General features: G+C 38.6%; 23 protein-coding genes and 2 pseudogenes. 11 read left to right on the top strand and 14 right to left on the bottom strand.

Annotation, left to right across the window (positions count from 1 at the left end):
• Positions 1-41: 41 nt before the first annotated feature.
• Positions 42-518, bottom strand: coding sequence for a tRNA (cytidine(34)-2'-O)-methyltransferase (locus tag ACKC4Y_RS05660; RefSeq protein WP_409362153.1), 477 nt, complete (start codon positions 516-518; stop codon positions 42-44).
• A gap of 1,022 nt (positions 519-1,540) precedes the next feature.
• On the opposite strand from ACKC4Y_RS05660, the gene ACKC4Y_RS05655 reads away from it, so the two are divergent.
• The 5 genes from ACKC4Y_RS05655 to ACKC4Y_RS05635 all read left to right on the top strand — a co-directional run bounded on the left by ACKC4Y_RS05655 (position 1,541) and on the right by ACKC4Y_RS05635 (position 5,475).
• Positions 1,541-1,663: a hypothetical protein gene (locus ACKC4Y_RS05655; RefSeq protein ID WP_409360840.1), complete on the top strand. Its 123-nt coding sequence runs from the start codon at positions 1,541-1,543 to the stop codon at positions 1,661-1,663.
• A 611-nt stretch (positions 1,664-2,274) separates the two neighbouring features.
• Positions 2,275-2,823 (top strand): ubiquinol-cytochrome c reductase iron-sulfur subunit, encoded by a 549-nt coding sequence (gene petA, locus ACKC4Y_RS05650; RefSeq protein WP_409360839.1) that lies wholly within the window; start codon positions 2,275-2,277, stop codon positions 2,821-2,823.
• Positions 2,824-2,827: 4 nt separating this feature from the next.
• A complete protein-coding gene (locus ACKC4Y_RS05645) occupies positions 2,828-4,084 on the top strand; it encodes a cytochrome b (protein ID WP_409360838.1) in 1,257 nt (418 codons plus the stop codon).
• The gene (locus ACKC4Y_RS05640) at positions 4,078-4,935 is read left to right on the top strand and encodes a cytochrome c1 (protein ID WP_409360837.1); all 858 of its coding nucleotides are present in this window, start codon (positions 4,078-4,080) and stop codon (positions 4,933-4,935) included. Before ACKC4Y_RS05645 ends, ACKC4Y_RS05640 begins: the two co-directional genes overlap by 7 nt.
• A 99-nt stretch (positions 4,936-5,034) precedes the next feature.
• Positions 5,035-5,475, top strand: coding sequence for a PRC-barrel domain-containing protein (locus tag ACKC4Y_RS05635; protein ID WP_409360836.1), 441 nt, complete (start codon positions 5,035-5,037; stop codon positions 5,473-5,475).
• Between the two features lie 646 nt (positions 5,476-6,121).
• Here ACKC4Y_RS05635 and ychF read toward each other — a convergent pair.
• Positions 6,122-7,225 (bottom strand): redox-regulated ATPase YchF, encoded by a 1,104-nt coding sequence (gene ychF / locus ACKC4Y_RS05630; protein WP_409360835.1) that lies wholly within the window; start codon positions 7,223-7,225, stop codon positions 6,122-6,124.
• Between the two features lie 264 nt (positions 7,226-7,489).
• On the opposite strand from ychF, the gene ACKC4Y_RS05625 reads away from it, so the two are divergent.
• Entirely contained in the window at positions 7,490-8,236 is a 747-nt protein-coding gene (locus ACKC4Y_RS05625; RefSeq protein WP_409360834.1) for a L,D-transpeptidase, read from the top strand.
• A gap of 144 nt (positions 8,237-8,380) precedes the next feature.
• Here the strand turns inward: ACKC4Y_RS05625 and pth are convergent, their stop codons facing one another.
• Both pth and ACKC4Y_RS05615 read right to left on the bottom strand, forming a co-directional pair.
• Positions 8,381-8,962, bottom strand: coding sequence for an aminoacyl-tRNA hydrolase (gene pth, locus ACKC4Y_RS05620; RefSeq protein ID WP_409360833.1), 582 nt, complete (start codon positions 8,960-8,962; stop codon positions 8,381-8,383).
• Positions 8,963-9,038: 76 nt separating this feature from the next.
• A complete protein-coding gene (locus tag ACKC4Y_RS05615) occupies positions 9,039-9,665 on the bottom strand; it encodes a 50S ribosomal protein L25/general stress protein Ctc (RefSeq protein ID WP_409360832.1) in 627 nt (208 codons plus the stop codon).
• A gap of 276 nt (positions 9,666-9,941) precedes the next feature.
• Between ACKC4Y_RS05615 and ACKC4Y_RS05610 the strand changes: the two genes are divergently transcribed.
• Positions 9,942-11,441, top strand: a complete 1,500-nt coding sequence (locus ACKC4Y_RS05610) for an ATP-binding protein (protein ID WP_409360831.1) — start codon at positions 9,942-9,944, stop codon at positions 11,439-11,441.
• Here ACKC4Y_RS05610 and ACKC4Y_RS05605 read toward each other — a convergent pair.
• The 4 genes from ACKC4Y_RS05605 to lgt form a co-directional block, all read right to left on the bottom strand.
• The gene (locus ACKC4Y_RS05605; protein WP_409360830.1) at positions 11,438-12,370 is read right to left on the bottom strand and encodes a ribose-phosphate pyrophosphokinase; all 933 of its coding nucleotides are present in this window, start codon (positions 12,368-12,370) and stop codon (positions 11,438-11,440) included. The two genes, ACKC4Y_RS05610 and ACKC4Y_RS05605, sit on opposite strands and share 4 nt — an antisense overlap.
• A gap of 482 nt (positions 12,371-12,852) precedes the next feature.
• Complete coding sequence (gene pgeF, locus ACKC4Y_RS05600; RefSeq protein WP_409360829.1) at positions 12,853-13,647, bottom strand: peptidoglycan editing factor PgeF; 795 nt, start codon at positions 13,645-13,647, stop codon at positions 12,853-12,855.
• A gap of 82 nt (positions 13,648-13,729) precedes the next feature.
• A complete protein-coding gene (locus tag ACKC4Y_RS05595) occupies positions 13,730-14,809 on the bottom strand; it encodes a class I SAM-dependent methyltransferase (protein WP_409360828.1) in 1,080 nt (359 codons plus the stop codon).
• A complete protein-coding gene (gene lgt, locus ACKC4Y_RS05590) occupies positions 14,809-15,663 on the bottom strand; it encodes a prolipoprotein diacylglyceryl transferase (protein ID WP_409360827.1) in 855 nt (284 codons plus the stop codon). The genes ACKC4Y_RS05595 and lgt overlap by 1 nt, the downstream gene beginning before the upstream one ends.
• Before the next feature lie 266 nt (positions 15,664-15,929).
• Between lgt and ACKC4Y_RS05585 the strand changes: the two genes are divergently transcribed.
• Positions 15,930-16,187 (top strand): accessory factor UbiK family protein, encoded by a 258-nt coding sequence (locus tag ACKC4Y_RS05585; protein ID WP_409360826.1) that lies wholly within the window; start codon positions 15,930-15,932, stop codon positions 16,185-16,187.
• 390 nt (positions 16,188-16,577) lie between these two features.
• The gene (locus tag ACKC4Y_RS05580) at positions 16,578-17,078 is read left to right on the top strand and encodes a type III secretion system chaperone family protein (RefSeq protein ID WP_409360825.1); all 501 of its coding nucleotides are present in this window, start codon (positions 16,578-16,580) and stop codon (positions 17,076-17,078) included.
• Positions 17,079-17,140: 62 nt separating this feature from the next.
• Here ACKC4Y_RS05580 and ACKC4Y_RS05575 read toward each other — a convergent pair whose 3' ends face one another.
• Entirely contained in the window at positions 17,141-18,481 is a 1,341-nt protein-coding gene (locus ACKC4Y_RS05575) for an ATP-binding protein (RefSeq protein WP_409360824.1), read from the bottom strand.
• A 7-nt stretch (positions 18,482-18,488) separates the two neighbouring features.
• Positions 18,489-19,193, bottom strand: a complete 705-nt coding sequence (locus ACKC4Y_RS05570) for a response regulator (RefSeq protein WP_409360823.1) — start codon at positions 19,191-19,193, stop codon at positions 18,489-18,491.
• 142 nt (positions 19,194-19,335) lie between these two features.
• Here ACKC4Y_RS05570 and ACKC4Y_RS05565 point away from each other — a divergent pair, with 142 nt between their 5' ends.
• Positions 19,336-20,007 (top strand): MBL fold metallo-hydrolase, encoded by a 672-nt coding sequence (locus tag ACKC4Y_RS05565; RefSeq protein ID WP_409360822.1) that lies wholly within the window; start codon positions 19,336-19,338, stop codon positions 20,005-20,007.
• A 44-nt stretch (positions 20,008-20,051) separates the two neighbouring features.
• Here the strand turns inward: ACKC4Y_RS05565 and ACKC4Y_RS05560 are convergent, their stop codons facing one another.
• Entirely contained in the window at positions 20,052-20,810 is a 759-nt protein-coding gene (locus ACKC4Y_RS05560) for a BA14K family protein (RefSeq protein ID WP_409360821.1), read from the bottom strand.
• 738 nt (positions 20,811-21,548) lie between these two features.
• Positions 21,549-22,628: pseudogene (locus tag ACKC4Y_RS05555) on the bottom strand (helicase-related protein); the annotation flags it as partial.
• On the opposite strand from ACKC4Y_RS05555, the pseudogene ACKC4Y_RS05550 reads away from it, so the two are divergent.
• Positions 22,623-22,768: pseudogene (locus ACKC4Y_RS05550) on the top strand (MBL fold metallo-hydrolase); the annotation flags it as partial. The pseudogenes ACKC4Y_RS05555 and ACKC4Y_RS05550 overlap by 6 nt on opposite strands.
• A gap of 55 nt (positions 22,769-22,823) precedes the next feature.
• Here ACKC4Y_RS05550 and ACKC4Y_RS05545 read toward each other — a convergent pair.
• Together ACKC4Y_RS05545 and uvrB are read right to left on the bottom strand one after the other, a co-directional pair.
• Positions 22,824-23,405 carry a BA14K family protein gene (locus ACKC4Y_RS05545; protein WP_409360820.1) on the bottom strand — a complete coding sequence of 194 codons (582 nt, stop codon included), beginning with the start codon at positions 23,403-23,405 and terminating at the stop codon, positions 22,824-22,826.
• 738 nt (positions 23,406-24,143) lie between these two features.
• Entirely contained in the window at positions 24,144-26,486 is a 2,343-nt protein-coding gene (uvrB, locus tag ACKC4Y_RS05540; RefSeq protein ID WP_409360819.1) for an excinuclease ABC subunit UvrB, read from the bottom strand.
• Positions 26,487-26,731 lie beyond the last annotated feature (245 nt).

The following is a 26,731-nucleotide window of genomic DNA, read 5'->3' as shown; positions in this document are numbered from 1 at the left end:
TATAAATATATTGAAGATTCTGATAAAAATTTTGTATTTTTTCATAAAGTTTCTCTTTTTTCATTATAACCAATTTGACGAAGTGCTTCCCCTGTCGTTATGGCTACGCTCATTGCAAGGTTTAGAGAGCGTGCGTGTGGTTGCATGGGAATTTTTAATGCGTGATCAACAGCTTCATGGACATAATCGGGAACCCCTGCTGATTCACGACCAAAAAGTAAAACATCATTTTTCTGATAGCATATCTGTGTATAGCATTTTTCTGCTTTTGTGCTCAAAAGCAAAAGACGACGGTTATAGTGTTTCATGGTGTTCATAAAATTTTGCCAGTCAATGTGTCGTTCTAGTGAGGCATATTCGAGATAATCCAACCCTGCTCGCTTAAGGTTGCGGTCCGACAAATTAAAGCCTGCTGGTTCAATAATATGCACATGCAAGCCAAAACAGGCGCTAAGACGCAAAATCGTTCCCGTATTACCAGCAATATCGGGTTGAAAAAGAGCAATATGAAGTGTCATAGGCTCTGTAGTATGGCTTTTCCCTCGTATTTGTAAAGGAGTTATATGGTTTATTCCAGAAATATAATTGAGTAGTATGTTGTTTTTGTGCTGAACTATCATTCATTTTCTATTGTAGAAGAAAGACATTATCACTCGATATGCAAGAGGATAACAAGAAAAGCAAGATAGTGGTCATTAGTATCTGATCCGGATTTGAGTGATTATAAGAATTGTCTCTCTCTCTATGGAAACTTCAAACTGCTTTAACAAAATACTATTACATGTGCTGGCTGTCTCTCTTTTGTGAGGATTGTTATTGGAGACAAATATTGAAAGCAGATGAGATGGTTATGAAATCAATTTAAAACACTTTTATCAGTATTCACTATTGCGCAAGCTTTATAATATCGATGAGGCGTTAAAGCAGATTGAATGTAAAATAGCGGGCTTGTTAACAAAGGGGGGCAAGTAAAATAGTTCTGTCCAAATCTTATCCTCTGCACAAAGACTTTAATTTAGATAGAATGAATTTGATAGGTACCGAATCTTGGAATATTGTGAAAAACAGATGGATTTCAGGTTTTTACAATGAGCTGCGCAATAATTTATCTCAGTGATTTTGTATGGCTTGAAAATGTTGAATCTGTGTGCAGGATTGGAACAGAAAAATTTCAGCTCTAAAATGCAAATAGTCGAGAAATCAAAAAAGTCTTGAAGAAAGAAAATATAAGGAAAGAAGTATCACGGTTTTCTAAAGTTGAGGTCAGAGGGAGTGGCCTTCAAGGAAAGAAAAAACTTTACAAAGGGTGGGAATTTTTTTCTAGCTTTTGTGTTCTTCGTTAAAATTTGAGATCAATGGTGGAGTGGTGGTTGGAACGTTCCATTTGTAAAGAACAGGCATGTTACTAAGCAGAAATATGACATCAAGTGCAAGAAGTTGGCAAAAGATTTGATCTTCACTGATAATAAGCTTCTGCGATATGCATGAAAACTTAAAACTTTACCCGTTGTTTTTTTGAAGATGTTCAGGGTGTTTTAAAGTGGCGAGAGTTTTTTCTTATCCTCAGGTAAGTGACATAGCACCTCTAAACTTTATGAATCTTGGTGTTAGAACAGGATCATCTTTTGGTTTGGGAGGGCTTGCCAAGGATTATAAATTGTGATGGAGACGCTATGAGGATTGATATACCTTTGTCTGGGTTCATTCTTGTACCAAGCTTATAGATTAATGTTAGCAGCATGAAAGAAAAGCATTGCTAAGAAGTAGGGAAGATTTAACACAAAGAGATATGCTATGATGGACGCCTTAAGCCAATCTTTAGGTTTTGTTCCATATCTTAAGAACTGGAGTACTATGACGTAAAAGCTTTAGCCTGTTGCAGGGGATGAAAATACACCAAGGTATGACTCATAAAGATTATGTTTAGATGCATGGAGAGAAGAGGTAAGAAAATAAAGCTGTATCTCTGCTCTTCTTTTCTGCATAAAGCTAAGAAAACATCGTAGAATGATAATGAATACCTTTACACAGATTGCCACCTTATCGAATTTTCTTCAAGTGAACAAACCACTTTAGATGTATCTTCTGGTGATTAGATAAAGAACTTCTTTTTTATGGGATTGCTAGTTTAGGCTTCAATTATTCTCTTGAGTAGAGATGAGGTTATACAAAACCTAAAATGTTCTTCATGGTTTTGGAACTTGGAGGGCAGGATTGTATAGTGAGGGAGAATATGGTAAAAAAATGTTTTGATGAATAGGCTCTTTATAGGTAATGAGTGAGCAGACAAGGCGGGATTTCCTGTTTTTAGTGACAGGGATTACAGGGATTTTTGGTGTTGGCACGGTTATGTGGCCTTTTATGCGTCAGCTGCGCCCTGATGAGGCTGTTTTGGCGTCTTCTTCTGTTGAGGTTGATCTTTCTGGCATTGAAGAGGGCATGTCGGTAACGGTTAAGTGGCGTGGGCAACCTGTTGTTATTCGCAATCGTACTGCAAAAGAAATTGCTGAAGCGCGAGCTACAGAATTGAGTGTTCTGAAAGATCGGCAAGCGCGCAATCCTAATCTTGAAGGGGAAAAAGAAGCAACGGATTTTGCACGCTCAGCAGGACAGGGGCGTGAGAATTGGCTCATTCTCATTAATCTTTGTACGCATCTGGGCTGTGTAACACTTGGACAAGCGGGTGGATTTGGTGGATGGTTGTGTCCGTGTCATGGGTCTGTTTATGATACAGCTGGAAGAGTACGCTCAGGACCAGCTAACTATAATTTAGCCATCCCACCTTATCGATTCCTTTCTGATACTTTATTAAAGATAGGATAAAGTGATGAAGGGATTTCCTCCTTATTTTCCTAAAAGTGCTCTTGGACGTTGGTTTGATAAGCGTTTACCTTTCCCCCGTTTTTTCTATAATGCGTTTATCGTTTTTCCTGTTGCACGTAATCTTAATTATTTTTATACATTTGGCGGTATTTTGACCGTTATGCTTTTATCTCAGCTTTTGACAGGCATTGTCTTGGCACTGCATTATGTGCCAGATGTTCACTTAGCTTTTGAAACTGGTGAAAGATTTCGGCGTGATGGGCAGTTTGGGTGGCTTTTTCGTCCATGGCATTCTGTCGGGGCTTCGTTCTTTTTTATCGCTGTCTATATCCATTTGGCGCGTGGACTTTATTATGGTTCTTATAAAAATATGCGAGAAATGGTTTGGATCACGGGCATTTTCATCTATATAGTCATGATGGCAATAGCATTTTTTGGTTATGTGCTGGTTTGGGGGATGATGTCTTTTTCAGCTGCTTCAGTGGTTGCTGGTCTTTTTAAAGCTATTCCTTTGGTGGGAACGTGGTTGCATGAGACGTTTCTTGGTGGTTATAGTGTAGGACAACCGACGTTAAACCGTTTTTATGTTTTTCATTATTTATTGTCATTTCTTTTGTTTTTTTTTGTGGGGCTTCATATTTGGGCACTTCACCAGGTTGGGCAGGGCAATCCAACCGGCCTTGAGGTACAATCAGAGCAGGAAGTTGTTCCTTTTTCGCCTTATGCGCTTATCAAAGATATTTTTGCTATTATTGTTTTTTTGATCTTTTTTTCTTGGTTTTTGTTTTATATGCCCGATTATATGGGGCAGGCTGAAAATTATAGTGTTGCTGATCCTTTAAAGGCACCTCTTCGTGTGGTACCGGAATGGTATTTTTTGCCTTTTTATGCTATGCTTCGTGCTATAACGTTTAATATTGGTATTTTTTCATCTACTTTTTTAGGTGCTGTTGTCTTAGCGGGTTCGGTTTTTGTTTTGTTTTTTGTTCCATGGTTAGACCGCTCCACAGTATGCTCCGCGAGATATCGCCCCATTTATAAAATTTTCTTTTGGGCATTAATTTTTGATGTTGTTTTTCTTGGTTGGCTTGGTTCAAGAGAAATTAATCACGACATTCTTTTATGGACACAATTCGCTACGGCTTATTATTTTATATTCTTTTTACTTATTTTGCCGATGCTCCCTCTTTTTGAAAAGAGTTATCCACTTCCTTCTTCAATTACTGAAGATATAAAACAGAAAAAAAATAGACTATGGTAAAGGCTTTTATTGGACTGATTATTATAGTATTGATAAGCTTTTCTTTTCAGAGTTTTTCAGGTAATGTTTTTGATAAAGAGAAGGCGCTTGTTTTGCCTGTTCCTAAGAAACAAAAATGGAGCTTTTCAGGGCCATTTGGGGGTTATGATAAAGCGCAATTGCAGCGTGGATTGAAGATTTATAAACAAGTTTGTTCTAGTTGTCATGGGTTAAAATATGTGGCTTTTCGTGACTTAAAGGCTCTTGGCTATGATCAGGAAAAAATTAAGGCTTTTGCAAGGCAATATGAAGTGAGCGATGGTCCTAATAGAGAGGGAAAATTTTTTAAACGTACTGGTGTTGCAACGGACACTTTCCCTTCTCCCTTTTCTAACGAAGAAGAAGCGAGATTTATTCACAATGGTGTTTATCCTCCGGATTTGTCATTGATAGCGCGTGCGCGTGCTGCACCTTTGCCAATTTCTGACATATTGACTTATTATAACACTGCTGGGCCAGATTATATTACGGCTCTTTTAACAGGATATCAGAAGGCACCAGAAGATGTAAAAATTGCTGATGGTTATTGGTATAACCCTTATTTTATTGCAGGTAATACTTTAGCTATGGCACCTCCTTTAAGTGATGGTCTTGTTTCGTATAAGGATGGAACTCCAGAAACGGTTGAACAGTATGCACGTGATATTTCTGCTTTTTTGATGTGGGCCGCTGATCCCCACATGGAAATTCGTAAGAAAACCGGCTTTCGTGTTATTTTATTTCTCATCATTTTTGGGGGGCTTGTTTATATTTTAAAAATTCGGATTTGGAGTGGTTTAGAAAACGAATTCGAGAAGAAGATGAAAGATTGAAGAGAGAAGAGGCTAGCGTTACTGGTCTTAAAAGAGCAGAGGGAACAAATCTGATTACGATGCATTGAGGCTTTGTAAAGTAAAAACGGAGATGTTAAAATGAAAAAAATTGTGTCTACTGCTCTTCTGTCAGTTTTGATTGCTTCTAATGCTTGTGCTCAGTCTTTTGTGGTACCTTCTGAACCTGAGATGATTTCTTCGACCGGTATTGTACAGGTGGGTTCAGATATGTCTGCACGTTATGTTACACCTTTGGCAACGGATTTTGTTGCTTCAAGCCTTATTGGTGCAAATGTCTACAATCTAGAAAACGAAAATATTGGCGAAGTGAAAGATCTTATTCTGCGTGAAAATAGTATTGCGGGGATTGTCGTTGCTACCGGTGGTTTTCTTGGTATAGGGGAAAGTTATGTGGTCGTTTCTCCAGAAACAATTCAGATGACAAATGATTATGGTAAGTGGAAACTTATTACAAATGCGACAAAGGATTCTTTGAAAGAAGCTCCAACATTTAAATATGAAGGTCGTTGGGGACGCTAATTTTACGTTTCCATTCTCTATGAATAGAATAGGCGCTGTCATAATATATGATGGCGCTGTTTTTGTTTAAGAGAATCTTTCGAAAGCTTTTAAACAATTTTATGCAAGAGGTTGTTTTGTTTTATTGAGATTTGATTATTTGAAATTAAAATCAGTATATTAATTAAATACGATAGAATTTTATAGTTATTATTCTTGAATTTATAGTATTTATTATTGCTTATTTTCTTAATTAATGTACTGATTTTTGATATTTCTTAGATTAAAACTTCATTAAAACAATATATCTAAAGCTATTTTGTAGTTATATTTTACCACTTTCAGAAAAAATTAACTTTTCAATTAATTTATTTTCAATCATTCCGGTTGGTTTAGGCAAAATGGGAAGAAAAAATCTGTTTGGAGTTTATTGTGCTTCGTCTTTAGAAGATAATAAGTGATATTATTTTTTACGTCTTTCCAATCTGGATGAACGGTGTTGCTGTGTTGCAAGGTAAGGAAGGGCATTTGAAGGTGAGGGGTGTTGTCTGAACGCTAAGGCGTCGATGGCCGAATTGAGCTCCTCTTGTGGCAACTCTGTAAAAGAATATCACTCAAAACACGTTCATGCGTTTCTAGAGGTGTACAGGTATTTAGAGAGAGTGCATTAGGTATTGTGTTTAAACAACATGATATCGCCATCTTGTACGATGTATTCTTTGCCTTCATCGCGGGCTTTGCCTGCTTCTTTCGCGCCGTTTTCTCCACCTAGAGCAATATAATCCTCATAGCTGATGGTTTGGGCACGAATGAAGCCACGTTCGAAGTCTGAGTGAATAACACCAGCTGCTTGGGGGGCCTTAGTGCCACGCGTAATTGTCCATGCTCTTGTTTCCTTAGGTCCGCAGGTAAAGTAAGTAATGAGATCAAGCAAAGAGTAGCCAGCGCGAATGAGGCGATTGAGACTCGGTTCAAAGAGTTCTAAGGCATTAAGATATTCTGTAGCTTCTGCATCATTAAGTTGGGTGATTTCGGCTTCGATAGAAGCAGCAATGATAATGCTTTGAGCATTTTGCTCTGTGGCCATTTTTTCAACGGTTTTGGTAAAGCTATTTCCATGAGCAGCATCATTTTCACTCACATTGCATACATAAAGTACGGGTTTGGAAGTTAAAAGGTTTAAATTATCGAGGATGTTACGTTCATCGGAAGAGATATCTCTGAGTAATAACCGGACAGGGCTTCCTTTCTGCAGTAAATCTAACGCTGCTTCCATCATGGGAAGAATTGTTAGAGCTTCTTTATCTTTTCCGGTTGCACGTTTACGGATTTGTACGATTCGTCGCTCAAGGCTTTCAAGATCGGCAAGCATGAGTTCCGTTTCAACGGTTGTGGCATCAGAAATAGGATCAATGCGGCCTTCTACATGGGTAATATCGTCATCTTGAAAACAGCGTAAAACGTGAACAATGGCATCGACTTCACGGATATTGGCTAAAAATTTATTGCCTAAACCTTCACCTTTTGAAGCGCCACGGACGAGTCCGGCAATATCAACAAAGTTGATACGTGTTGGAATGATTTCTTTTGAGCCAGCGATCGATGCAATTTTTTCCATTCGCAAATCCGGAACGGCAACTTCCCCTGTATTTGGCTCGATTGTACAAAAAGGATAGTTGGCAGCTTGTGCTGTCGCTGTTTTTGTTAATGCATTAAAAAGGGTTGATTTACCGACATTAGGCAGACCAACGATACCGCACTTAAACCCCATGAACGCCTTCTTCTCTGTTGTGGTTATTTAGTTAAGATAAGATTTTTGGCGCTTTTATAGCATATTTTGAGAAGAGTTATAGTCTCCTGTTGCTGTAGGTAAGAAAAAAAGCTATCTTGAGGGAAATTTTTTCCTTTTCATTGCCACATTATAAAAATCTCTATCTTAAATTTGTTAAGAGAATCCCGAATTAACGTTAACAATGCGCTAAGTTTTTCATAGTATGCAGATCTGTATAAAGAATTAATCGGAGAAAATGTAAGAGTGTTGTCTTGTCGTGCTTTTTTAATTGCCGTACCTCTGGCTTTGGTTGGATGTGCTACGCGTCATTCGGATATGTCGCTTGTTTCTTCTCAACAAGTTCAATACATTCCGGCAGAAATACAGGCTTTATATGCACCTGTAACAAATGAACCTTATTTATTGCCTGCTATTGATCTTTCGACTATTGATCCAAAATTTTGGCGCCAAAAAGTTCTGTATTATACATCTTATCCACCTGGAACATTGGTTATAGATACGCAGGAATGTTTTCTTTACCTAATTGGTGAAAATGGAGAAGCTTTGCGTTATGGCATTGGAGTTGGTAAGGAAGGATTGGCATTTGAAGGTGAGGGGGTTGTCCAGCGCAAACGTCGATGGCCAAATTGGGCTCCTACTGCGGCAATGATGGCTCGAGAACCAGAACGTTATGGTCATTTGGGGAAAGGAATGCCACCAGGACCTGACAACCCATTGGGGGCACGAGCGCTTTATCTTTTCAAAAATGGGCAGGATACGCTCTTCCGTATTCATGGTTCACATGAGTCGTGGTCGATTGGCCGTGCTATTTCAAGCGGGTGTATTCGTTTGCTTAATCAAGATATTATTGATCTTTATGATCGCGTTCCCACTGGTGCGCGCGTGGTAGTTTTGCAAAACGGTGAGCGTCGTAGACCTAGTGTGTTAAGTCAACAATCAAATGTTTATGATCCACTACAGTCAACGATTACTCCAAGTGAATTTTTTTAATTCCAAGGAGTACCAGCTTAGCAAGTCTCATTGTTGTTATTTTGGTTTTGCGGTTCAATAATCTTTTTTCGAAAAAGAGCGTATCATTTGTAAGAAGTGCACAAAGCAATGCCGACTTGTTTTGTAAATTCGCGAAACAAGCTGTTATCGAAAATCTTTGTTTTTCGTTGCTTGTGAGATTTTGTTCATAAAGAGGCTTCCGTCACCCTTGAGGAGGAGAGTGATGTTTTTTGCAATTGCTTCTAAGAGAGGAAGTAAGCATTCTTGGTCGGATTTCGTAAAGTTTCCTAGAACATGTTGATGCACAAGTTCTTTAGAATTGGGGCGTCCAATCCCTAAGCGTATACGATAGTAATTAGTGCCACAATGGGCATCAATAGACTTTATACCGTTATGTCCATTACTTCCTCCACCAATTTTTATACGCACTTTTCCAAGTGGTAAATCTAATTCATCATAGATGATAATTAAATTCTTCAAGTCCAGTTTATAAAACCGCAAAGCTTCCCCAATGGCTTGGCCGGAAAGATTCATGAAAGTTTGAGGTTTTATAAGAAGCGTTTTTTCCCCATTTATGAGACCATTGGAGATTTTGGCTTGAAATTTTTTTGACCATGGAGAGAAAGAGAAGAGCTGGTAAATGGCATCAACAGCCATGAAACCGATATTATGGCGGTTATTTTGGTATTGTGAACCAGGATTGCCAAGACCAGCAATAAGCCACATATGTGTGCTTTCAGTAAAGTGTAAAAGGTTTAAAAATTTTAATGAAGGCGGGAAAATTCCCGCCTGCTAAAATTTATCAAGTTTTTTCGTTATCTTCGTCATTCTCTTGTTCGGAAGCCTCGTCACTGACATCCAAGCCAGCAGGGGCTGCTATGGTTGCAATGGTAAAATCTCGATCTTGGATAACTGGGGTTACCCCTTCTGGCAATTGCACTGCCGAAATATGGATCGAATCACCAATAGAGTAGCTGGCGAGATCAATCTCAATTGCTTCAGGGATAGCATTTGCTGGAGCAGTACACTCAATTTCATGGCGAACAATATTGAGGACACCTCCTTTTTTAAGTCCGGGAGCTGTTTCTTCATTGAGGAAGTGCACAGGGATATTCACTTCCACAACAGATTTCGCTGAAATACGTAGAAAATCTACATGGAGGGGAAAGTCACGCACGGGATCGAGTTGGTAATCTTTTGGTAAAACCATAATTTTTTGTTTACCAATTGCAATAGTCGCGACGGTGGTACGAAAGCCACCAGCGTGAATTTTGTAGAAAATTTCTTTATAGGGAACTGTAATTGCTAAAGGTGGTTGTTTTTCACCATAAATGACAGCAGGAATAAGACCGTTGCGACGAAGTTCACGGGAGGACCCCTTACCAACCCGTTCGCGTATTTCGGCCTTAAGAGTGTAGCTTTTGCTCATAATTTAAGTCCTTTTATGTAATTGGAGATCCATCAAAAACCAACAACAGTTTTTGCATGAATATGAAGATATGCGCCAGCAAGCAGCGATTGCTCCATTCTGCGTTGCCTCCAAGGGTGTCTACGCAGAAGTTTTTCTATAATTCAAACCATTCACAGATGCAAGAGTTGTGGGAAAAATCGATGATTTCTATCGTTGGATAAGAGGAAATGCTACAAGTATGGTTTAGGTGAAGAATAAATACTAGCCGATACAAAATCAAATATTGGAGATGTTATGAAGGTTGAGATCGCCTTAGGTGAGATGGCAGAAGGTAGTGCTTTGCGTAAGGCTGCACCAGCATTCATTGATCTTGAAGAGTTATTGGCGACGCGTCTTCTTGTGCAAGGCAATTCCGGTTCAGGAAAATCACATCTTCTTCGCCGTCTTCTTGAACAAAGTGCTTCATGGGTACAACATTGTGTGATTGATCCAGAAGGTGATTTTGTAACTTTGGCAGATAAATTTGGCCATGTCATTGTTGAGGCTCAAAGGAGCGAACTAGAACTGACACGTATTGCTCATCGGATTCGCCAACATCGCGTTTCGGTGGTGTTCAACCTTGAAGGTTTAGACACCGAACAACAGATGCGCGCTGTGGGGGCTTTTCTTGGTGCACTGTTTGATGTGGAACGTGATTATTGGTATCCTATGCTTGTTGTTGTTGATGAAGCACAATTGTTTGCTCCAACTGCGGCAGGAGAGGTTTCTGATGAAGCACGTAAAATTTCGCTGAGTGCTATGACCAATCTTATGTGTCGAGGGCGCAAACGTGGTCTTGCTGGTGTCATTGCGACACAACGTCTGGCTAAGCTTGCCAAAAACGTAGCTGCTGAAGCTTCAAATTTTTTAATAGGGCGTACTTTTTTAGATATTGATATGGTGCGGGCTGCTGATCTCTTGGGAATGGAGCGTCGTCAGGCGGAAATGTTTAGAGATCTTGAGCGCGGTCATTTTATAGCTTTAGGCCCTGCTTTATCAAGGCGTCCCTTACCAATTATCATTGGCTCTGTCGAAACATTAGCACGTTCTTCTAGTCCCAAATTAATGCCCCTTCCAACAGAGCGTGCTGATGTGAAAGAACTCGTTTTTACTGCTTCGCCAGGGGAAATTTTAATTCCATGCAAGCACTCACGAGAAACTGTGAGAGAAAAGTCAATTCATGAGATGTTGGAGGAGGCGGTGCAGAAAAAACAAGAATTACTGGAAGAAGAACCAAGCTTATTTCCTGAATTTTCTGCTGTTGATCGTGATCTTCAGCTAGAACGTGTTATTCAGGAAATTCTTGATGACCCTGAGGCTTTTTATCGTTCAACAGCGGTGCTTTATCAAGATTTCTTGGTTCGTTGTCGTATTCATGGTCATTCAGGAGACCTTTTAAATCTTTCGCAATTTCGGCGTAAATTAGCTATTGCTCAAGCTCGTGTTGACGAAAAAACCGCTATGAGTGAAAATTGGGAACGTATTTTGCATCTATCGGAAAGTTTGGAAGATGATGTTCAAGGTGTTTTTTTGCATGTAGCACAGGCTGCTTTAAGCAAAAAACCATGCCCATCGGATGCATTTCTGGCACGTCTTTATGGAACCCATTCTTTAAGTCGTGCACGCCGACTTTTAACCTATTTTGAAGAGCGTGGACTCATTGTTATCCATACACATTTTAGTGGTCAACGTATTATCGCTTTCCCCGATCTTGGTGTAGAAACAGCACCAGGAGATCCCAAGGAACTAGTTTAACCGAATAAGCTTGAGACAGACTGTTCTGCCGCTGTTCTTGCAATTGCTTCTCCAATAAGATCGGCAATTGGTAAAACGCGAATATTATGCGCCTCCTCAATTGCTTGTGTTGGCATAATTGAATCCGTAATAACCAATTCTTTCATTTCTGAATTTGTAATACGCTCGATAGCATTTCCAGAAAGAACACCATGTGTAATATAAGCAGTGACGCTCTTGGCACCGTGTTTAAGGAGGGCACTTGCTGCATTACATAGCGTTCCGCCTGAATCAACAATATCATCAAGCAAAAGACAATCTTTTCCGGATACATCTCCAATAATATTCATAACCTCTGATTCACCAGGACGTTCACGACGTTTATCAACAATAGCAAGTAAACTGTTCAAACGCTTTGCAAGCGAGCGTGCGCGTACAACACCACCAACATCAGGTGAAACAACAATAACATTTTCTAAGGAGTAATGCATTTTGACATCGCGAGAAATGACGGGAACAGCATAAAGATTATCGGTCGGAATATCAAAAAAACCTTGAATTTGCCCTGCATGAAGATCCAAAGTTAAAACGCGATGAGCTCCTGCTTCAGTAATCAGGTTGGCAACAAGTTTTGCGGAAATGGGAGTACGCGGTCCAGGTTTTCGGTCTTGACGGGCGTAACCAAAATAAGGGATAACAGCTGTGATGCGACGTGCTGAAGAACGGCGAAGCGCATCAATCATGATGAGCAATTCCATCAAGTGATCATTGGCTGGATAAGATGAGGATTGTAAAACAAACACGTCCTGTCCACGCACATTTTCATGCAATTCTACGAAAATCTCTTGATCAGCGAAACGTTTTACGGTGGCTTTGCCTAAGGGAATGTTTAAATAATTTGCGACATCTTCAGCAAGGCGTGGATTAGAATTGCCGCAGAAAAGTTTCATGATAAATCCTCTGAGTAATCACGATGAAATGTGATATGATTTTTAACTTCTTGTTACTAGCTTGCAAGGAAACAATTACGAGAGCATTACAATTTTATTCATCATTGTTAAAGAAGATATGCGTTTTGTTTTCTCTTTTTCCAAAAGTTTGTTACTTTTAGAGCAAAGTTTTTTCTCCACGCGGACAAAGAGATACATATTGATTAAGCTTTTTGATTATTACTTTATAAAAAAATGCTTTCAATATGGGGAATGTTCCATATTTAAGACGAATGAGGGGGAGTAAATAAAAAGGAATATCATCTTGCTTTCAATCATTATAACCAAATATTGAAAATAATTCAGAGAAAAAGCTATCATATTTTATGGGCTGGTAGATAATTTCGTGAAAAAAGCAAAGTACAAAGAGATTTATTTTTACATTTGGGTAAAAAGTTTAGTTTTGTTGCAGTTTTGGTATTGTTTTAAAGCATAAAAGAGGATCATCTTTTATTTTTCAGCATAATAGCAGAAATTTGCCGTCCGTAATCAGGTTCGCTGCGGTGTATTGCACGGCGATAGGAGAAAAAACGCTGTTCATCTTTGTAGGTGCAAAGCTCTACACAAGAAGCATTAACGCCTGCTTCTATGAGTTGATTCATAATGAATGCCCATAGATTAAAGTAAAAGTGATTTATTTTGTCTGTTTTTATAAAATATTTTTGGTGTTTACTGTGGCAATTAATAAATTGGTCGTAAAATTCGCTTGTTACTTCATAGTGGCAAGGACCAATACAAGGTCCAAGGACTGCTGTTATTGATTGTCGTTTAGCTCCTTGTTTTTCCATAATAGAAATTGTTTTCTCAATAATTCCATTTAAGCTTCCTCGCCATCCAGCGTGTGTAGCAGCGATGACACCTGCTTGAGGATCAGCAAACAAAACTGGTCCGCAATCTGCTGTAAGAATGCCAATTACAAGGTCTTTTGTAGTCGTAACGAGAGCATCAGCTTTAGGAGGGGGAGAACCGATACAAGCTTTATCAATGACAACGACTTCACAAGAGTGTATTTGATTGACAGTGACTAAATTTTGTACCTCAACATCAAAATAATGAGCGACCAAAGTGCAGTTTTGAGCAATATGTTCAGGGTGATCATCTGAGCTTTGGCCAACATTAAGGCTTTGGTAAAGGCTTTTTGAAACACCACCTTGACGAGTAAAAAAACCATGTTTTATCCATTGGTGGTGTAAAGCAGAAAGATCTTTTGCAAGGATAGGAACAGGGACAGGATTCATAAAAGTTTCTTATATGGGTAGTTATTTTCAAAGTAAGAATGGTGTATGAGATGCATTTGTCAATAAGTATTATTGCCGGTCATTAAAACCTAGGAAGTAGAGATATATTTTTATCACAAACATGCAAGACTTTAAATAATTTACCCATTTGATCTTGACCAGCGAGCCGTTCGATGTCTTGGCGAATTTTGTTTTGCAGTGTAGCACTTTTACCCGCTCCAAGCTGTTTTGCGCGTTCCAGCAGCCCCATTTTTAAAAGAAAATCTCCTTGCTCGAAGATTTCAGCAAAACAACCTTGTTCACGGGCTATTTTTTTTAAAAAGAAAAAACCAACATGTGATGTTAAATCATGTTCACCAGGAGCATCAAAAATATCACGGAATCTGTGTTTTGACAGCGCTTGCAGTGTATCACCAAATGCAAGATCAGCAGCACCATAATCAATGAGCAAAGCAGAACCTTTTCCTTGTACTAAGCGGTTGCTGATGTGTCGCATAAATTGATGCCTTGAGGGCGCATGTTCAAAAATTGTTCCATCAGGGACTTCAGAACCGTAGGATTGTAAGCAAGAAGAAGGAAATTTACGCGGGTCAGCAATAAATGTGAAATCTCCATTTTGATCAATTGTAATGCGGCGTTCTCTCCATTCTCCCTTAATTTTAATATATTGGTTGATGGGGAGTGTATCGAGAAATTCATTAGCTATTAAGAAGAGTGGTTTTGAGGGGATTTGATCAAAACTTTCGATGCTATGGATTTGTTTTTGATAGGAGGAAAGGCGCTTTTTTTGTTCTTCTGCGAGCTTTTTACTTATTTCAAGGAGAAAAACTTCAGCAGATTCAAATGCTGTCGTGGATAATTTTTGAATGGTACGCAAAACATCATCCATGAGAGTTCCACGTCCTGGACCTATTTCAGCTAGAATGAAAGGGCGAGGACAACCATGAGCGTTCCAGCTTGAGAGAGTCCAAATCCCAATCATTTCTCCAAATAATTGGCTTATTTCAGGCGCGGTAATGAAATCACCGGTACGCCCAAAGGGATTTTGTGTTTGATAATAGCCAAATTGAGGATCAGTGAGTGCCAAAGCCATATATTGGCTAACAGTGATTGGTCCATTGCGTGTAATAATTTCTTTAATTTTCTCTTTAAGGGTAGCCATTATTTTGCGGATTGCTGTCTAAAGGCTTGAAAAAGGAGATATCCCCCCAAAAGAAGCATAGGAAGAGTTAAAGCCATGCCATAGGTAAATCCAGTTGAATGAAAAAAGGTGGAAAACCATTCTGGGTCTTCTTGAGGAGCACGGTAAATTTCTGAAATGCTCCGTGCTATTGCGTAGCCTATAATAAATGTTCCTGCAACAGCTCCAGGGCGCTTTAATGCTTTGAAGGCGAAAATGATAAGGCATAAGAGGATGAAAAGAAGAAATCCTTCCATGAAAGCTTCGTAAAGTTGGCTTGGATGGCGTGGTAAATAATAAGGATCTTGAGGGAAGCAAACAGCCCAAGGGCGTGTGGTCATATTGCCCCATAATTCTTGGTTGATGAAGTTGCATATCCGTACAATGCCGATGCCAATAGGAGCACCTGCTGCAATTATATCAAACATTGCTCGTATATTGATATTGTTTTTACGGGCAAACCAGACCATTGCAATGATGATGGCAACAAGCCCGCCATGAAAGGACATTCCCCCATCCCACACTGCGATGATGGCACTTGGATGGCTAAAATAATAAATAGGATCCCATACAAGTACTTGCCCTAAGCGTCCACCAACAACAACACTGATGGCAGACCAAACAACAAAATCCCCTATCTTTTCCTTATCCATAGGAGGATGATTTGCATACCATAGGGTTTGCTTTTTTAATAATTTTTGTGCATACCACCAAGCGAAAAGAATACCGACAACATAACCAAGTCCATACCAATGGAGAGCTATGGGACCTACACGGACAATGATGGGGTCGAGAAAAGCTGGGAAAGCAATGGCAGGACAAGAAAGATCATTCATGAGCAAGCGCTTTACATTGATTAATTTTAGATGATGCATTCATTTTAGATAAGCTCAAAAATGACAGATGAATGCACAATGGTCAATTAGGAGAGTGATAGGTTTCCACTGTTTAGTGTGGTAAAAATTATGATGGTAAAAGGAATGTAAACAGGTGCAGGTAAAATCTATAAAGTCATAGAATAAGGGAACAAATACAGTATCTATATGTTATAAAACTGCGCTATAGTGCGTGCGTTAGTAATTAAAATTAAGGAGAGAACTACATGCGTAATGGATCAAACCGTATTTTTGATGAATTAGCTAAATTAGCAACAGATGCAGTTGATGTTGCACAAGGTATAAAGCGTGAAGCCGGAACAGCTTTTCGTTTACAAGCTGAAAAGATAGCAAATAAACTTGACCTTATTTCACGTGAAGAATTTGAAGCACTTAAAGAGATGGTGTTGAAAGCACATGCCGACAATGTTGATTTGAAAAAACGTCTTGATGATTTGGAAAAAATGCAGACGCGAGAAAAGTAAAATGGTTTTTTGTAAAAAAATTATAGTTTGAGAAAAAATATCCCCAATTTTTCAATGTAGTGTGTGAAGCAAAAAAATGCTTAATCCTGAATCTGTTAGAGCAGATTTTTAATTTTTTTGGGTTTGTTTTTTATAAAAAAGATTTTTTTTTGAATCAGGGGGCTGGCGCTATGAAATTGTATCAATACACTGAAAAAACTTGGTGATTCGTTTTATTATCATCAGGTATATTACTTGGGAAGCATTATTCGTTTCTGGGTATGGCGTGCTTTTAGTGTTTTTAATGTGTATTTGTTTGGTATAAGGGCTTTGATTGTAGCAAAGTGTTGTTACAGTTTAGGTATTTTGTTTGCTGTTGACAACGTTGTTAATATTTATTGAGGATTAATGATGAGGCTTGCATTTTGCGCCACAGAAAGAGAAGAGCATCCTGTTGACTTTATCGAACAGATCGCATGTAAATACGATTGGTCTTTTGAGCGGAATGCAGAAGATGAAATTAGTGTTTGTGTAGAAGGGAAACGAGCGAACTATCGCCTTGCATTTTCATGGATGGAAGAGCGAGAAGCTCTTCATTTAGCTTGTGCATTTGATCTTTTTATTGAAAATGGTCAAACAGCGGAAATGCATCGCTTATTGCTGGCAATTAATGAAAAATTATTGCTAGGGCATTTTGATTACTGGCAGGGGGACAATTCGGTCATTTATCGGCAGGGGCTTCTTCTGGCTGGGGGAGTGCCTCCGTCTCATATACAGGTTGAAACGTTATTGATACATGCGCTTAAAATTTGTGAAAGCCATTATGCTGCGTTTCAGATGGTTGCTTGGTCTGGTGAAAGTGCTTATAAAGCACTGCAATACACTTTGTTTGAAACTGTAGGGAATGCCTAAATTCTTTAGAAATCCTTTTGAGCGATTATTTTTTATTATTAATGAGCGTTGTGAAATATTTCTCATAAGGGGATATCGATGATAGCGCGTAACCCTCCTAAGGGGCTATCATCTAATTGAATGTTTCCTCCATGGCTACGCGCTATGTCTTGGGCAATAGAAAGACCAAGACCGGTTCCACTAGCGTCTTGGTTTCGTGCTTTATCAAGTCGAAAGAATGGTTTAAATACTTCCATACGCATATTTTTATCAATGCCAGGTCCATCATCGTCAATAGTCATTATAAAGGATTCTTGTTGAGATATGGCTGTTAGTTTAACGGTGTTGGCGTAACAAAATGCATTTGACACAAGATTGCTGATTAGGCGGGTGAAGGCATGGGGACGCACTTGTATTTCTGTAGGGCCTTCGATGGTATAAGAAAATTGACGTTTGTGAAGATGAGCATCGGCAGAGAATTTTTGCATAAGAGTATTTAAATTAAGTGTTTTAACACTTTCAGTGCCTTCACCGCGTGCAAAAGCAAGGTAACCTTCTAACATATTTTGCATGTCGCTAACATCTTGTTCAAGTGGAGCAATATCAAAGTCAGTATTTGCTAACGCTAGCTGTAGTTTAAAACGGGTAAGAATGGTTCTTAAGTCATGACTTACTCCTGAGAGCATCATGGTGCGTTGTTCAATTTGACGTTCAATACGTTCTCGCATACGTAAAAAAGCAATGCCAGCACGACGAACTTCATCAGCTCCTTGTGGTTGAAATCCTTCGGGTAAAGGACGACCGCGTCCAAAGCTTTCTGCTGCTTCAGCTAATTGTTGAATGGGTTTGATTTGGTTGCGCAAAAAGTAAATCGCTATCAGCAATAAAACAAGCGCTGTTCCTACCATCCAGCTTAAAAAAATACCGGTATTGGAAGCATAGGCTTGGCTACGTAAAGCAAAGACCCGCAGGATGTTGTGACCAAGGTGGATGCGGATTTCGACAAGATTAGAATCGCCTACTGTATCAATCCAGAAGGGGCGGTTAATTTGGCGGGTGATTTCTTCACTCAGAAAATAATCAAGAATTGCAAAAAATGGTTTAGGACCTGGAGGGGGAAGAGGAGAAGGGGGTAGGATAGAAATATTTAATCCCATGCGTTGTTGTGCAATACGCTTGATATCTTCATAGTTATCTTGTTGCGGATATGTTTCAATGATATCGATAATAGCTGAAATATCATGAACAACAGCGGTTGAAAGACGCTCAGTCACCATTTGCCAATGGCGTTCCATAAAAACGTAACCAATTACTGTTTGCAGAAGCACCATAGGAGCGATAATGATAATTAAAGAGCGGGCATAAAGCCGTTTAGGCATCTTCTTTGTTAACCATCGGACAAATTTTCTTGAAGATCCAATCATTATGTGCCTACTCAATGGAGAGTTTATAACCTATTCCTCGCACTGTCTGAAGCCATATGGGGATTGCTGGGTTTTGTTCGATCTTACGGCGTAGACGATTGATCTGTACATCAATGGCACGTTCACTAATATTACTATCATTCATTGCGAATTTATAGCGTGGAATTGTATCACCTGCATTTTCGGCAAAAAGAACCATCATTTCTTGTTCTTTATCTGTCAATTTAATAACTTTTCCTTCTTTTTTAAGTTCACGTCGTGAAATAGAAAATATATAAGGACCAAAAACTATTTGCTCAATTTTAGGCTGGTTTGATAGAAAACCACGTCGTAAAATAGCATTGATACGAAGGAGAAGCTCGCGAGGATCAAATGGTTTGGCAAGATAGTCATCTGCGCCTGCTTCTAATCCATGAATACGATGGTCTGTTTCCGACAAAGCGGTGAGCATGAGAATGGGAACATCTTTTGTTTGGCGGAGTGAATGAGTAAGATCAATACCGTTTTCACCAGGCATCATGACATCAACAATGAGAAGATCAAAATCTAAACTTGCCAACAGTCGTCTTGCTTCATTAGCATTGGCTGAAACTGAAACACGAAATCCATTTTTAATGAGAAACTGAAATAAAAGATTGCGGATACGAGTGTCGTCATCAATCACAAGAAGGTGAGGTGCGTCATCACACAAAACTTGAACATGATCGGCCATTCTTAAAAACCTTGACAAAAATTTAGTTTACACAAAATGCAAGTTTACATAAGTTGTATAAAGCTGTCGAGCAGCACCTTTACCTTAAAGGAGAGAAAGTTTTATTTATAAATTTAAAGAAGTTATTTTTGAAAAGGATATTATGGGTAGTCTTAATATACATATTATTCCAGTTACGACATTCCAACAAAATTGCACTTTGCTTTTTGATAGTGAATGTAAAACGGGGGTTCTCATTGATCCTGGTGGTGATTGGCCGCGGATTCAAGATGTAATCGAAAAGAATGGCGTTATCGTTGAGGCTATTTGGATAACACATGGTCATTTTGATCATGTGGGAGCAGCAATGCAAGCGAAAGAAGCGCTTAATGTAAAAATTATCGGTTCACATCGCGATGATAAGCCTGTGATGGATGCCGTGAGCGAAAGCGCAAAAAATTACGGCATCACTGATGCGTGCATCTGTATTCCTGATCAATGGTTAGAAGATGGTGAGTGCGTTCATTTTGCTGGACATGTGTTTAAGGTTTTTCACACCCCAGGACATTCTCCTGGTCATGTTATTTATTTCAATGAAAAAGAACGCTTAGCTCTCTTGGGTGATGTGCTCTTTCGTGGTTCTATTGGACGCACTGATTTCCCCTTCTGTTCTCATGAAAAATTGATGCACTCTCTTCGAGAAAAAGTTTTACCCTTAGGTGATGATGTTTGTTTTATCTGTGGGCATGGTCCTAAAAGTAGCATAGGCTATGAGCGCCAAAATAATCCTTTTCTTCAAGATTTTAATATAGAAGCAAACAAAAAAACGCTTTGAAGCGTTTTTTTGTGCCATTTAAAACTTTTTTAGTAGAACAGAAGTTAATTTATTGGGGCATAACAAATGTGTTCCAAACCATTACGGTCTCGAAAAGTCCCTGTTTTAGGGTTGAAGGAACGGTATTTTTCCTTGCAATAGTTAAGCCAATCAGATTCTAATGATTTCTGGAGTGGCTCATATGCTACCGTTTGCTGCACTTGATAAACTCTTTGATTTTGCGGAACTTTTTGATAAATTACCTGATTTTTTGGTACTATTTGATAAACCACTTGTGGCTGTGCAGGTTTTTTTAAAATTGTGCCAAGAATACCCACCGCTAAAGCATCTCCTGAGTTGTTTATATGAATATTACTGTGTTTTGTCTTTTCGCGCTCAATGTGATGATATGTTTTGTTTTCAACATGATGATAATAATGATGATGATGATGATGATGATGATGTTGTTGTTGTTGTTGTTGTTCCGTCCTATTATGTTTGGCTTTAAATCTTCTAGAGCTTTCTTCAAAACGCTTGCGGAAATCATCAACAAACTTTTGGAAATCATCAGAATGACAGACATTTTTGCTATCAGAACAATGGGAGCTAGAAAAACGGGAACGCCAGATATCATCAATTTTCTTATCAATTTCCCTTGTCGCATCATCTCTTTCTTTACGCATCTTCCTCATCATATCATCTATTTCTCTCGTGATAGAGTGAGTAACATCCCATGCCATATCCGCAAGCGTTGCATTTAGCGGCATGAAAACGGTTGCAGTTGACATTGCTGATAATACCGCTAACCTGATCACCTTTTTCATAATGATGCTCCTTGTGTAAATTCGTATTTTTTACATCCTACACGTTTCAAACTGAATAGAGCCTGAATAATTTTGGGCTTTATTGTGACAATAACAAATGAAAATTCATTTAGTTAAAGCTATCGCGAGTGCAGTAAAATAAAATCATGACAGAATTTTGATTTCAATTAATGTACTCTGCTTGAGGTTAATTAATAAGTTTGTATTGAGAGTACCAGATTTTTTACTATGGAATATAAACTCTTTATTTAGGGATACTTTTTGTATCACTTGATACAATATAAATTGAATAATAGGAGTATGAATAAAAGTTATCATTTTTTATCGTAAGTTTATGGTGCTATGATAAAGTCTTGTTTTACTTTATTTGTTTTATAGAACAGTGTCCTATTTGAATATTCTCTTGTGATGATAAATAATATTTGAGTTCTATATCAGATTATAACTGTATAAATATAATATATTTTATGATGTTTTTGATATATATAAGACATTTTCTTTAAATTTGTCTGCTTTTTTAGAGTTTGGAAGTTTTTTATATTTTTAGGTATTTTTTATAACGCGGTTTAACAAGAAAAATTACTTAAAAAGTCAATAAAGTTTAGGCATTTTTTGTAAAATATTCTCTCTCATGGTGTTTTAGATAAATTGGAGCACCCTTGATGTTTGAGGTTATCTATTTTGCGGATAATGCTGTTTGCTTTTGAGCTTTAGTCGTTTTTTTAGAAGAGCTGAAGATTATTTTAGGCGGTTTGAAATTTCTTGCTCCTTTGTTGATTGCGTTTTTTTTCGTTTTATTGTTGCTTGATTAGGGGTGTCTTTACCAGATTTTCCTTTTCGATTTTCCAAAATACCAGTGTCCATGGTTGGTCCCATGTGTGCAAGGTCTGGTTTGGAGAAAAGACTTGGTTGTAACACGGACTCATGGGTGGATTGTTCGCTATGATGTGTTAAGGGGGTCTCAGCGATTTCTAGTTCTATCTTTTGTAATTGTTTGATTTCATCGCGAAGTCGTGCTGCTTCTTCAAAGTTGAGATCAGCAGCTGCTTCATGCATTAATTTTTCAAGGTATTTTATATGAGATGCTAAATTGTTGCCAACCATATTTTTTTTCTCGATGACATCAGGGGTAATTGTGCGAATATGGTTGTTTTCATAGCCTGAATTGAGAATATCTCCGATATTTTTTTTGATACTTTTGGGTGTGATATGGTGTTCTTCATTATAGGCTATTTGTTTTTGTCGACGTCTTTGTGTCTCCTGTAAGGCTCGTTCTATGGAGCCTGTGATTGTATCTGCATAGAGGATAACGTGGCCATCTACGTTACGTGCAGCACGTCCGATTGTTTGTATGAGGGAAGTTTCAGAGCGCAAAAAGCCCTCCTTATCAGCATCTAGAATGGCAACAAAACCACATTCTGGAATATCTAAACCTTCTCGGAGCAAGTTGATACCGATGAGGACATCAAAGGTGCCAAGCCGCAGATCGCGTAGAATTTCAATGCGTTCTAATGTATCAATGTCAGAATGCATATAGCGTACGCGAATATCTTGTTCGTGGAGATATTCAGTTAAGTCCTCGGCCATACGCTTTGTGAGAACTGTCACCAATGTACGGTAGCCTTTTTGAATTGTTTTACGAATTTCATTCACAACATCATCGACTTGATTGCTGGCTGGACGAACCTCTGTTGGTGGATCAATGAGCCCTGTTGGACGAATAATTTGTTCTGCAAAAGTGCCATGAGATTGTTCTATTTCCCAGCGTCCTGGTGTTGCAGAGACGGCAATAGTTTGTGGGCGCATGGCATCCCATTCTGTTTCCATGAAAAATTGATGCAATCCCTTCGAGAAAAAGTTTTGCCCTTAGGCGACGACGTTTATTTTATCTGTGGGTATGGTCCCAAAAGTAGCTAGGCTATGAATGCCAATGGAATCCTTTTCTTCAAGAGATTTAAGAGGGGGGAGGGCATCAAAAAACCCGCTTTAGAGCGGGCTTTTCTCGATGTTAATTCAATTTACTGGAGCATAGCAGACATGATTTAAGCCATCACTGCCTCGAAAAGTCCCTGTTTTAGGGTTGAAGGAACGGTATTTTTTCTTGCAATAGTTAAGCCAATCAGATTCTGATGATTGCTGGAGTGGCTCATATTCCACCGTTTGTTGCACTTGATAAATCACCTGATTTTGTGGTGCATCTTGATAGACAATTTGTGGCTGTTCTGGTTTTTTAAAAACTTTACTAAGAACTGCACCTGCTGCAAGAGCAAGAATGCCCAATGCTAAAGCATCTCCTTGAATATTACTGTGTTTTGTCTTTTTACGTTCTACATAATGATATGTTTTGCTTTCAACATGATGATGTTGTTGTTCTCTCCATGTCTGGCTGAAATAATGACGCTTGTGGGGATCATCAAAAGAGTGATGTTTACTATGAAAAGAATGGGAGCTAAAATTGCGAGACGGTAAACCAGACTCCCTCTTCATTTCACTCATTTGATACCATGCCATATCCGCAAGCGTTGCATTTAGCGGCATGAAAACGGTTGCAGTTGACATTGCTGATAATACCGCTAACCTGATCACCTTTTTCATAATGATGCTCCTTGTGTAAATTCGTATTTTTTACATCCTACACGTTTCAAACTGAATAGAGCCTGAATAATTTTGGGCTTTATTGTGACAATAACAAATGAAAATTCATTTAGTTAAAGCTATCGCGAGTGCAGTAAAATAAAATCATGACAGAATTTTGATTTCAATTAATGTACTCTGCTTGAGGTTAATTAATAAGTTTGTATTGAGAGTACCAGATTTTTTACTATGGAATATAAACTCTTTATTTAGGGATACTTTTTGTATCACTTGATACAATATAAATTGAATAATAGGAGTATGAATAAAAGTTATCATTTTTTATCGTAAGTTTATGGTGCTATGATAAAGTCTTGTTTTACTTTATTTGTTTTATAGAACAGTGTCCTATTTGAATATTCTCTTGTGATGATAAATAATATTTGAGTTCTATATCAGATTATAACTGTATAAATATAATATATTTTATGATGTTTTTGATATATATAAGACATTTTCTTTAAATTTGTCTGCTTTTTTAGAGTTTGGAAGTTTTTTATATTTTTAGGTATTTTTTATAACGCGGTTTAACAAGAAAAATTACTTAAAAAGTCAATAAAGTTTAGGCATTTTTTGTAAAATATTCTCTCTCATGGTGTTTTAGATAAATTGGAGCACCCTTGATGTTTGAGGTTATCTATTTTGCGGATAATGCTGTTTGCTTTTGAGCTTTAGTCGTTTTTTTAGAAGAGCTGAAGATTATTTTAGGCGGTTTGAAATTTCTTGCTCCTTTGTTGATTGCGTTTTTTTTCGTTTTATTGTTGCTTGATTAGGGGTGTCTTTACCAGATTTTCCTTTTCGATTTTCCAAAATACCAGTGTCCATGGTTGGTCCCATGTGTGCAAGGTCTGGTTTGGAGAAAAGACTTGGTTGTAACACGGACTCATGGGTGGATTGTTCGCTATGATGTGTTAAGGGGGTCTCAGCGATTTCTAGTTCTATCTTTTGTAATTGTTTGATTTCATCGCGAAGTCGTGCTGCTTCTTCAAAGTTGAGATCAGCAGCTGCTTCATGCATTAATTTTTCAAGGTATTTTATATGAGATGCTAAATTGTTGCCAACCATATTTTTTTTCTCGATGACATCAGGGGTAATTGTGCGAATATGGTTGTTTTCATAGCCTGAATTGAGAATATCTCCGATATTTTTTTTGATACTTTTGGGTGTGATATGGTGTTCTTCATTATAGGCTATTTGTTTTTGTCGACGTCTTTGTGTCTCCTGTAAGGCTCGTTCTATGGAGCCTGTGATTGTATCTGCATAGAGGATAACGTGGCCATCTACGTTACGTGCAGCACGTCCGATTGTTTGTATGAGGGAAGTTTCAGAGCGCAAAAAGCCCTCCTTATCAGCATCTAGAATGGCAACAAAACCACATTCTGGAATATCTAAACCTTCTCGGAGCAAGTTGATACCGATGAGGACATCAAAGGTGCCAAGCCGCAGATCGCGTAGAATTTCAATGCGTTCTAATGTATCAATGTCAGAATGCATATAGCGTACGCGAATATCTTGTTCGTGGAGATATTCAGTTAAGTCCTCGGCCATACGCTTTGTGAGAACTGTCACCAATGTACGGTAGCCTTTTTGAATTGTTTTACGAATTTCATTCACAACATCATCGACTTGATTGCTGGCTGGACGAACCTCTGTTGGTGGATCAATGAGCCCTGTTGGACGAATAATTTGTTCTGCAAAAGTGCCATGAGATTGTTCTATTTCCCAGCGTCCTGGTGTTGCAGAGACGGCAATAGTTTGTGGGCGCATGGCATCCCATTCTTCAAAGCGTAAAGGGCGATTGTCCATACAGGAAGGTAGGCGAAACCCATATTCTGCTAGGGTTGCTTTTCTTCGAAAGTCACCTCGGTACATGCCTCCAATTTGGGGAATGGTTACGTGACTTTCATCGATAAAAACAAGAGCATTGTTTGGAATGTATTCAAACAAGGTTGGTGGTGGTTCTCCGGGTTTTCGTCCTGTTAAATAGCGTGAATAATTTTCGATTCCAGAGCATGAGCCGGTGGTTTCCAACATTTCCAAATCAAAAATTGTACGTTGTTCTAAACGTTGTGCTTCTAAAAGACGTCCAGCTGCGTTCAACTCATCAAGGCGTTGAGCGAGTTCCATTTTGATCGATTTCATCGCTTGATTGAGTGTTGGGCGTGGTGTTACGTAGTGTGAGTTGGCATAAATTTTAATCGATTGAAGATCGCCTGTTTTTTGTCCCGTTAGAGGATCAAATTCCGTAATTGTTTCCACTTCATCGCCAAAGAGCGAAATACGCCAAGCACGATCTTCGAGGTGGGCAGGGAAAATTTCAATTGTATCCCCTCGAACACGAAAAGAACCACGAATGAAATTAATATCTTGTCGATGATAGTGTTGAGAAACTAAATCAGCTAGTAATTGCCGTTGATTGAGTTTATCACCTTTTTCTATTTTGAAGGTCATAGCAGTATAAGTTTCTACTGAACCAATCCCGTAAATACACGATACAGACGCGACAATAATGACGTCATCACGTTCAAGGACAGCGCGTGTTGCAGCATGGCGCATACGGTCGATTTGTTCATTAATTGAGGATTCTTTTTCAATATAGGTATCAGAGCGTGCAACGTAGGCTTCTGGCTGATAATAGTCATAATAGGAAACAAAATATTCAACGGCATTGTGGGGAAAAAAACTTTTAAACTCTCCGTAAAGCTGCGCTGCTAGAGTTTTATTTGGTGCTAAGATTAAAGCTGGACGCTGTGTTTCTTCAATGATTTTGGCCATTGTATAGGTTTTTCCTGAGCCGGTAACACCCAAAAGCACTTGTGTACGTTCATCTTTTTGAATTCCCTCAACCAGAGTTTTAATTGCTTGGGGTTGATCTCCTGCAGGTTCAAAGGGTGTTTCGAGTTGAAATGGAATGCCACCTTCAGACTTTTCAGGACAAACAGGGCGGTGAGGTGTCCATAACGCGCCATTCTTAAAAAGAGGATTGCCTGAGGCAATCAGAGCAGAAAGAGCCTCAACTGTTGCTGTAACACCATTTTTCATTATTGCTTCCTTTGATATAAAAATGTGTTTTGAAAGGAAATATTACGTTCACCAATTTGATCGAGTTAATGGACAAGCAAAGCATCTCTTAACAGTTTTGTTCTCACTTACTGGATATTTCATAGGATATTTGATTAATCCTTTGGGGAGTTTTTTTCAGTATTTTTATTATAACGACAGCTGTGGTTGTTTGTGTCATTTCTTTCATTTATACTATGATGCTGTTCAACAGATTTATTATGATA

The sequence above is a fragment of the Bartonella heixiaziensis genome, from assembly GCF_046245125.2.
In the GTDB taxonomy this organism is placed as follows: domain Bacteria; phylum Pseudomonadota; class Alphaproteobacteria; order Rhizobiales; family Rhizobiaceae; genus Bartonella; species Bartonella heixiaziensis.
This window is presented reverse-complemented; position numbering and strand designations above follow the sequence as displayed.

What these genes read in the sequence shown, in the direction of transcription:
- ACKC4Y_RS05660 (WP_409362153.1), bottom strand. Translation starts at nt 518, where the DNA reads ATGACACTTCATATTGCTCTTTTTCAACCCGATATTGCTGGTAATACG.
- petA (WP_409360839.1), top strand. Translation starts at nt 2,275, where the DNA reads ATGAGTGAGCAGACAAGGCGGGATTTCCTGTTTTTAGTGACAGGGATT.
- ACKC4Y_RS05645 (WP_409360838.1), top strand. Translation starts at nt 2,828, where the DNA reads ATGAAGGGATTTCCTCCTTATTTTCCTAAAAGTGCTCTTGGACGTTGG.
- ACKC4Y_RS05640 (WP_409360837.1), top strand. Translation starts at nt 4,078, where the DNA reads ATGGTAAAGGCTTTTATTGGACTGATTATTATAGTATTGATAAGCTTT.
- ACKC4Y_RS05635 (WP_409360836.1), top strand. Translation starts at nt 5,035, where the DNA reads ATGAAAAAAATTGTGTCTACTGCTCTTCTGTCAGTTTTGATTGCTTCT.
- ychF (WP_409360835.1), bottom strand. Translation starts at nt 7,225, where the DNA reads ATGGGGTTTAAGTGCGGTATCGTTGGTCTGCCTAATGTCGGTAAATCA.
- pth (WP_409360833.1), bottom strand. Translation starts at nt 8,962, where the DNA reads ATGTGGCTTATTGCTGGTCTTGGCAATCCTGGTTCACAATACCAAAAT.
- ACKC4Y_RS05615 (WP_409360832.1), bottom strand. Translation starts at nt 9,665, where the DNA reads ATGAGCAAAAGCTACACTCTTAAGGCCGAAATACGCGAACGGGTTGGT.
- ACKC4Y_RS05610 (WP_409360831.1), top strand. Translation starts at nt 9,942, where the DNA reads ATGAAGGTTGAGATCGCCTTAGGTGAGATGGCAGAAGGTAGTGCTTTG.
- ACKC4Y_RS05605 (WP_409360830.1), bottom strand. Translation starts at nt 12,370, where the DNA reads ATGAAACTTTTCTGCGGCAATTCTAATCCACGCCTTGCTGAAGATGTC.
- pgeF (WP_409360829.1), bottom strand. Translation starts at nt 13,647, where the DNA reads ATGAATCCTGTCCCTGTTCCTATCCTTGCAAAAGATCTTTCTGCTTTA.
- ACKC4Y_RS05595 (WP_409360828.1), bottom strand. Translation starts at nt 14,809, where the DNA reads ATGGCTACCCTTAAAGAGAAAATTAAAGAAATTATTACACGCAATGGA.
- lgt (WP_409360827.1), bottom strand. Translation starts at nt 15,663, where the DNA reads ATGAATGATCTTTCTTGTCCTGCCATTGCTTTCCCAGCTTTTCTCGAC.
- ACKC4Y_RS05585 (WP_409360826.1), top strand. Translation starts at nt 15,930, where the DNA reads ATGCGTAATGGATCAAACCGTATTTTTGATGAATTAGCTAAATTAGCA.
- ACKC4Y_RS05580 (WP_409360825.1), top strand. Translation starts at nt 16,578, where the DNA reads ATGAGGCTTGCATTTTGCGCCACAGAAAGAGAAGAGCATCCTGTTGAC.
- ACKC4Y_RS05575 (WP_409360824.1), bottom strand. Translation starts at nt 18,481, where the DNA reads ATGATTGGATCTTCAAGAAAATTTGTCCGATGGTTAACAAAGAAGATG.
- ACKC4Y_RS05570 (WP_409360823.1), bottom strand. Translation starts at nt 19,193, where the DNA reads ATGGCCGATCATGTTCAAGTTTTGTGTGATGACGCACCTCACCTTCTT.
- ACKC4Y_RS05565 (WP_409360822.1), top strand. Translation starts at nt 19,336, where the DNA reads ATGGGTAGTCTTAATATACATATTATTCCAGTTACGACATTCCAACAA.
- ACKC4Y_RS05560 (WP_409360821.1), bottom strand. Translation starts at nt 20,810, where the DNA reads ATGAAAAAGGTGATCAGGTTAGCGGTATTATCAGCAATGTCAACTGCA.
- ACKC4Y_RS05545 (WP_409360820.1), bottom strand. Translation starts at nt 23,405, where the DNA reads ATGAAAAAGGTGATCAGGTTAGCGGTATTATCAGCAATGTCAACTGCA.
- uvrB (WP_409360819.1), bottom strand. Translation starts at nt 26,486, where the DNA reads ATGAAAAATGGTGTTACAGCAACAGTTGAGGCTCTTTCTGCTCTGATT.